This window comes from Marinilabilia sp., from assembly GCF_016278715.1.
Classification (GTDB): Bacteria; Bacteroidota; Bacteroidia; order Bacteroidales; family Marinilabiliaceae; genus Marinilabilia.
Genome location: NZ_JADQBH010000064.1, coordinates 1 through 7,008, shown reverse-complemented (window position 1 = coordinate 7,008; position 7,008 = coordinate 1). Strand labels below are relative to the sequence as shown.

Annotated in this window: 5 protein-coding genes and 1 pseudogene; 2 read left to right on the top strand and 4 right to left on the bottom strand. The window is 40.8% G+C overall.

Features of this window, described 5'->3' with window-relative positions; translation table 11 throughout:
• Positions 1–262: type II toxin-antitoxin system RelE/ParE family toxin (locus QZZ43_RS04265; protein WP_291856602.1), on the top strand; the 262-nt coding region annotated here is incomplete at its 5' end.
• A gap of 34 nt (positions 263–296) precedes the next feature.
• On the opposite strand, the gene QZZ43_RS04260 is transcribed toward QZZ43_RS04265, so the two are convergent.
• From QZZ43_RS04260 to QZZ43_RS04245, 4 genes are all read right to left on the bottom strand, one after another.
• On the bottom strand, positions 297–869 hold the full coding sequence (locus QZZ43_RS04260; RefSeq protein ID WP_291856600.1) for a hypothetical protein: 573 nt from the start codon (positions 867–869) through the stop codon (positions 297–299).
• Between the two features lie 7 nt (positions 870–876).
• Positions 877–1,806, bottom strand: a complete 930-nt coding sequence (locus QZZ43_RS04255; RefSeq protein ID WP_291856598.1) for an RHS repeat-associated core domain-containing protein — start codon at positions 1,804–1,806, stop codon at positions 877–879.
• 65 nt (positions 1,807–1,871) lie between these two features.
• Positions 1,872–2,924: a nucleoid-associated protein gene (locus tag QZZ43_RS04250; RefSeq protein ID WP_291856596.1), complete on the bottom strand. Its 1,053-nt coding sequence runs from the start codon at positions 2,922–2,924 to the stop codon at positions 1,872–1,874.
• A gap of 236 nt (positions 2,925–3,160) precedes the next feature.
• Positions 3,161–4,885 (bottom strand): alpha-amylase family protein, encoded by a 1,725-nt coding sequence (locus tag QZZ43_RS04245; RefSeq protein WP_291856594.1) that lies wholly within the window; start codon positions 4,883–4,885, stop codon positions 3,161–3,163.
• Positions 4,886–5,235: 350 nt separating this feature from the next.
• On the opposite strand from QZZ43_RS04245, the pseudogene QZZ43_RS04240 reads away from it, so the two are divergent.
• Positions 5,236–7,008, top strand: a pseudogene (locus tag QZZ43_RS04240) (hypothetical protein); the annotation flags it as partial.

The window sequence follows — 7,008 nt, the reverse complement described above, 5'->3', positions numbered from 1 at the left end:
CCTTAAATCTGACCTTTACAAGCTGATAGATTCTCTCGAAAAAAACCCGACACAAGGAGAGCCTTTAGGAAAAGATTGTTACAAAGTTCGCATGGCTATTACCTCTAAAGGAAAAGGCAAGTCTGGTGGCTCCCGTGTAATTTCCTGCGTTAAAATCGTTAACCAAACAGCCTATTTGCTTACCATCTTTGATAAGTCCGACAAAGAAAATATTTCTGACAAGGAACTGGATGAACTGCTTGGATTGGCAGGGTTAAAATAAAACAAAACCCGGACGAGGCCGGGATTTTTAAGCCTTAATCCTTATACTCTTCTGTTTTTAGGGTGTCTCCATTTTCTTGTAAATAAATCCATTTACCAACCTTATCACCCTTGTTGTAATGCTTTATACTTGATAATTGCCCGTTATCATGGTATTCTTCCCAAACACTATCTAATAATCCATTATGAAAATAACCTTTCTGCATCAAAATACCATTGGGATACCAGGACTTTGACACTCCATTTTCCACCCCATTATCACCACGAACAATGAGACTACTCATTTTACCATTTTTATTCCAAACTTTAAACGTATCCACCAACATTCCTTCATGATATTTTTCAAAAGTTTGTATCTGGCCATTTTCATACCAAGAATATGCTTCTCCAGTTAATTTATCATCAATGTAATTTTCTTCTCTAATCTTTACTCCATTTGAGTTATAATACAACCAACAACCTGTTTTTTTATTCTTTTTTAAAGTGCCAACAGTTTTTAATTCTCCATTAGAATAGAGTTCTTTATACTCTTTTGTTTTATTAAGCACCATACTACATGAAGCAATAAAACTAATTAGTATAGTTAAGGATATAATATTTCGTATCATTATATTATTATTTCCACCTCTGTTTTACATAATTCCACATTTCTTCGTATGTGCCTTTCGTTCCCATATTACATCTATTATTAGAACTACTATTGCTACTTGAAAAACTATCGTCATTTGATGATGAGTTATCATTTCCACTATCATCGTTCTTATTATTTCCTGTGTTATTATTGTTTGAATTCAATATTTCATTCTTCTTTTCAGGGTCATTTGCATAATACCAAAGCAAAAATTCCTTCCATAACTCTGCCCATCCTTCTTTTGAAGTAACACCTTCAACAAAAATATCCCATTCTGTAGTTTTATCATTTTCTAACTCGTTTTGAGACATCTTTTTTAATGTTTGAAATAACTTGAAAGCCTGTTGTAATCTATCATCAGAACCTGTTGCTCTCCCCATAATTAAATCTTCTAAATAAAGCAACTGTACATCAGCTTCAAATCCATTTGTTTTAGCTCTTGATAACATATCGTTATATATACCTTTGTTTTGAGGAGCCATCATAAAAGTAACGGTATTCTCTAAATGAATTCTATCCAAAGCACCTACATAAAGCTTATCGGAACGCCATTGTAAACCACCATTTATTGTAAGAGTATGATATTTATTATCATTCCTTTTTATTTGCCAATTGCCCTTATTGTAATAATAATCGTCTCTTCCATCAGGGTCGAACCTACTAATCGGATTATTTGAACAATAATGAAAAGGAGTTTTGCTATATGATTTTTCAGCTACGGGGTCAGGTAGGTGCCAGCGCCCTAAAGCCGCATCATAAAACCTCGCCCCGTAATCATACCAATCCAACTCTCCATTCTGTATCGCATCCTCCTGCAACTCTTTGCCGCTGTAGCGGTACTTATTATTGGCACCACCAATTTGGGCATTCTCTGCCAGCATTCCAAAGGGATAATAGCTGCTAACCTGTTTCACTTAATAAATCCCCCTCGTGTTACCTTATGAGTCTTTCGTGGTTACAATTAGCAAGCGCAAAAAAATCAATGCTCTACATCAAAATACAGCTTATAGTAATTCATGCCCCGGTCGCGGTCGAAGCCACGCTCGATATGCTCACGCCGGCCATGTACATACACATGAAAGTTTTTGTCCAGTTTTAGAATGGACTTGAAGTGTTTTTTCTCGGTTTTAACGGCACTTTTTGAGATGTCGAAGTTGTCATTAAGCGGAAGGGCTTTCTCGGTTTCAAATTCTCCCTGGTAATCGTTAAACGCCTCAATAACTTCGGGTTGACGGATAACCTGCTGCTCAAAGTCTTCTTTTTTGAAATTATTGTTCTTATCAAAAAAGTCTATGGAACGGTTGAGCATATCTATCTGATCGGGCTTAGGCACATCGTGGTCGTCGTTAAACACATCGGTCACAAAATCCTTGCAGAGACTCAGGTAATTACGTGTAAAATAATAATTATCCTCACGGGGCATGAGGCCCAGAAAATCGTCTTTCCAAAAATGAGCTTCATGTCCTTTGTTGATGTTATCAACCATACAAACTTTAAAACCGGCTTCGCGCTCAGTGTTAAAGACAATGCATCCTTTATCCAGTTTTTTAATATTGATACCCTCCTGGGTTCCCAGCTCAAACGTTTGGTCTTTCAGATAGACTTTAAGGAAAGTTTCTTTGTTCTCACTTTTAAAGATGCCTATGCCATCGGTTACTTCTCCATCGACCACACAATTGCTGAAATAAGTCATATAAAACTCCCCACCCCTGATTTTGGGATGATTGGAATTCTCGTGTAAAAATTCAGCTACCTCAATGGAGGTGTCATACAATTTATCAGGACTTTCAAATACTGCTGATACCCATTTAAAAACGGGGTTGTTTTCAGGTTCCTCATTCTCATCGGTAAAATTGAAATAGGCTTCTGTTTTAAAAGGCTTGAAAAAATAAGACAACAATACATCCCCAACCACCTCTTCGTCGAAGAGTCGCAACGGACTTTTGGAAAATTTTACCGGTTCGCCTTCAGTTCGATTGCCAATCTGGTGAACCACAACATTTTCTATAGTAACCTGTGAGTAATCTATCATAGGACAGTAGTATATTTTTCTCTCACCCTAAATCCGCACGGAATTATTTAAAATTGAGATATATTCCCTGCAGATTCGATAAAGTAAATCATCTCATTTGGTCTCATACTTTACCCAAACAAGTGATTTTCTAAATCGGGGTTAATTTAATTTCTGTAAAGGTTTTCATGATAAATTTAAAACCTTTGCGGAAATTTCATTTCACAAAAATAGAAAAATCATCAGATAATTAACCATTACCCTCGTTTCATCATCTCATATTTCAGTTCATAAACCGAGGCTGAATGTTTTTTCAAACGCCCTCCTATTCCGGCATTTTGGGCTACTTCGGCCGGAAATTGAATCATTTTGTTTTTCTTTAATAAATCGTGCCCGGTAAAATAAAAACGGTCGGTCAATCCTGCCAATTCGAAAAAATGAGGGGGAACATGAAGACGATAATCCAGCTCCTTGCCTGAAAAATTAGCGATAACCAATAATATTTGCTCGCCGCAATACCTGAAATAAGCATAGATGGATGAGGAGTTAAAGGCTTCATTTCTAACATTGCTCCACGAAAGGTCGTAAAATAATCCCTTCACAAATGCGGGTGCCTGTTGGGACAAATTCAAAATGGTGGAATATTCCTGCCTCATTTGCCTAACCTCATCCGGTAGATTTTTCACATCAAAATTTCCATCTCCTGTCCACTGTTGAATTCGCTCCGGACTCCAGTAATCAAAAATGGAGGTACGACCATCCAAACCGCTGAATCCTTCCTGATCCATCCCTTTCTCTCCCAGTTCCTGTCCAAAATAAATCAAAAGAGGATTGCTTTGCATCGTTGCCATAACGACAACACCCGGCATCGCTTTCTGCGGATTATTGACAAAGAAAGAAGAAGCGATTCGCTGTTCATCGTGATTCTCCAGAAAATAAACCATGTGATGCTGAAAGCCTTCGGTACACTGCCAGCAGGATGTCAGCTCGATGGCAGGACGGTCGCCGGTAATCACGCCTCTCATTGTATTGTAAAACAATTCTTTGTCGTAAAGAAAATCAAACCCCGCCTTGAAAATAAACTCATGATACCGGTCTGTATCATAAATTTCTCCGATGAACTGTAACGAAGGATATTGGCGCTTCACCTCATCAATCATCCAGGTCCAGAACTCCACAGGCACCATGGCCGCCATATCGCAGCGGAAACCATCCACCTTTTTCGAAGCCCAGAAAAGCACCACGTCACGCATTTTCTTCCAGGTATCAGGAACAGGCGAAAATTGTTTCTCTCCGGTTTGATTGTCCACTCCATAGTTCAGTTTCACTGTCTCATACCAGTCATTCACCGACGGATTGGGTTTAAAGCAATCATTTCCTGTTGCTTTAGCGGGATCCTCTTCCCACCTTTCACCACCGGATGCAGCTACAGGCGATTGAAATGTTGTTCCCGGCAGATAGTAAAAGTTATTGTCCCGCTGAAATGCTTTGGATGGATTATCATCTTCACCAAAATCAGCCACTCCCTCAGGCTTTGCATCCGAAACATACTGACGAGCTACATGATTCGGTACCAGGTCGATGATAACTTTCAGGCCTGCATCATGAGTTCGCCTGACCAATGCCTCAAATTCCTGCATCCGGTTGGGTACAGAAATAGCCAGGTCGGGATCCACATCATAGTAATCTTTAATGGCGTAAGGGGAACCTGCCTTACCTTTTACCACATCAGGATAGTCCTTCACTATGCCATAATTAGAATAATCGGTCAGGTGTGCATGCTCAATAATTCCGGTGCACCACAAATGGGTGGTTCCTAGTCCTTTGATGCTTTCCAACGCGTCACTGCTGATGTCGTCGAATTTTCCACAACCGTTTTGCTCTATGGTTCCACCGGGTGTATTGGTTTTGTTCCTGTTCCCAAACAACCGGGGTAACAATTGATATATTACGGGGCGCCTATGTTGTTGTTCTATGGTCATTTATATATATGATTTTATTTCATAAAGTTAACTCTTTCAATGTCTGTTAATTTTGACAAATATATTAAACCAAACCATGTAAAAATTCAGAAACCTCTCTTTATTTTTCCTTTTTTTCTTACCACGGAGAGCACGGGGAAGCACAGAGGGAATGGCCGGCAAGAAACCTCTGTTCCCGGTAGTTCCTCTGTGCCTCTCTGTGTCCTCTGTGGTTTTTTTTTCTCTTTTCCACCATAATTTCAAAAACACTACATTTGTGAACACCGGAACATCATTAAATTAAAGTCAACCATTTTTATCACCGCGTTGTTTTAAAACAATCAAATACCATCAGACTACAGTCAACACTTATGCATCCAAAAATAGTTCTTCCTCTCCTGCCTTTTCTGCTTCTCTTTCAGGGAATCTCTGCACAATATTATTCATCCGGAGCCGACCCTGCCTCCATTAGCTGGCAAAAAATTGAACATGAAAAATTTCGGATGGTATTTCCGGAAGAGTTTTCCGAACCCGCCCGGGATCTCGCCATTTTTATGGACAGTATCATCCCATCGATAGAAGCCACCCTGAACCACAATCCCGGCAAAATAGACATTCTCATTCACAGCTATTCCACCTACACCAACGGTTTTGTTTCGTGGGCTCCAAAACGAATCGAGCTCTACCCCAACCCATCTCAGGGCAATTACAGTACCGACTGGCTGCAGCAATTAGCTGTACACGAATACAGGCATATTGTGCAGATTGACAAGTTGAATCAGGGATTTACAAAAGTGGCATCATGGCTCACCGGCCAACAGGCTGTGGGTGCTGCTCTTGGAGCTTATCTGCCCATGTGGTTTATGGAGGGAGATGCGGTCATTACCGAAACCACACTAAGTCAAAGTGGGCGTGGGAGACTCCCGGTTTTCACACAACCCCTGAGGGCCAGAGTAACTCAGTTCGGGCCGGACAGCTACGACAAAGCCTATCTTGGTTCCTACCGGGATTTTGTCCCCGATTATTACAAAATGGGTTATCACCTGACTGCTGAGATCAGAAACCGGTATGGAACGGAAATATGGGAAAATGTCCTCGATAATGTGGGGAAAAACAGCTGGTCACTAATTCCTTTCCGGAGAGGACTCAGGGAAACAGGCTTCCGTTCGCCAAAGGATATTTATACATCTGTTTATGACAGCATTGCAACAGAATGGAAGAAGTACGACGATACCATAAAAACAACAAATCTAACCCCAATCGCATCCAAAACTGACTCTTATACCGACCTTCAATTTCCTGCAATTTCAACTGATGGTCACATTTTTGCAGAAATGAGTGGGCCTGCCCTTCGAAAACAAATTGTTGAGATAATTCCAGGTTCCACGCCCAACACTCTTGCATTTACAGGTTATCGGGATGAAGACCCCATTTCCGCCAATGAGCGATGGGTGGCATGGAGCGAAACAAAGCCACACATTCGCTGGCCCAATGCCGATTATTCCGTCATCAGGCTCTATGATCGGTTGAATGGAAAAACCCACACACTTACAAGGCGCACTCGTTGTTTTGCACCCGCCCTTGCATCAGACAGCGACACCCTGGCCGTAGTGGAAACCACCAATTCTTATGAGTTTTTCATCACTTTGCTGGACGTAAAAACGGGGATGACTCTTGACAGAATCTCCACTCCAAATAATGCTTTCCCAATGCATCCTTCCTGGAGTGATAAATCCGGGGAATTGGTAATGGTCTTGCTTCAGGACAATAAAAAAAGCATTGTTTCGCTCAACACCCAGAATAAAACATGGAAAACCCTGCGTGATCCGGAGTTGGATGAACCCAAACATCCCTCTAAAACAGGTGATAAACTGTGGTTCACGGCTTCAACCATCCACTCAGAAGAAATTTTTTGTCTGAATCTCCGGGACGAAACCACACGTCAGCTAACCAGGTCCCGCTTCGGAGCAACATCACCTGCAGTGAATTCTCAGGACTCCTCCCTCTATTATGCACATTACACACCTATGGGTTATGAACTGGCAAAAATCAATAAGAATCAGACCTATCAATTAAATACAAAGCCCTCAAGGCTCAACAACCCACTGGTTAAAAAATTATCCGCCCAGGAACCCAAAGAAACC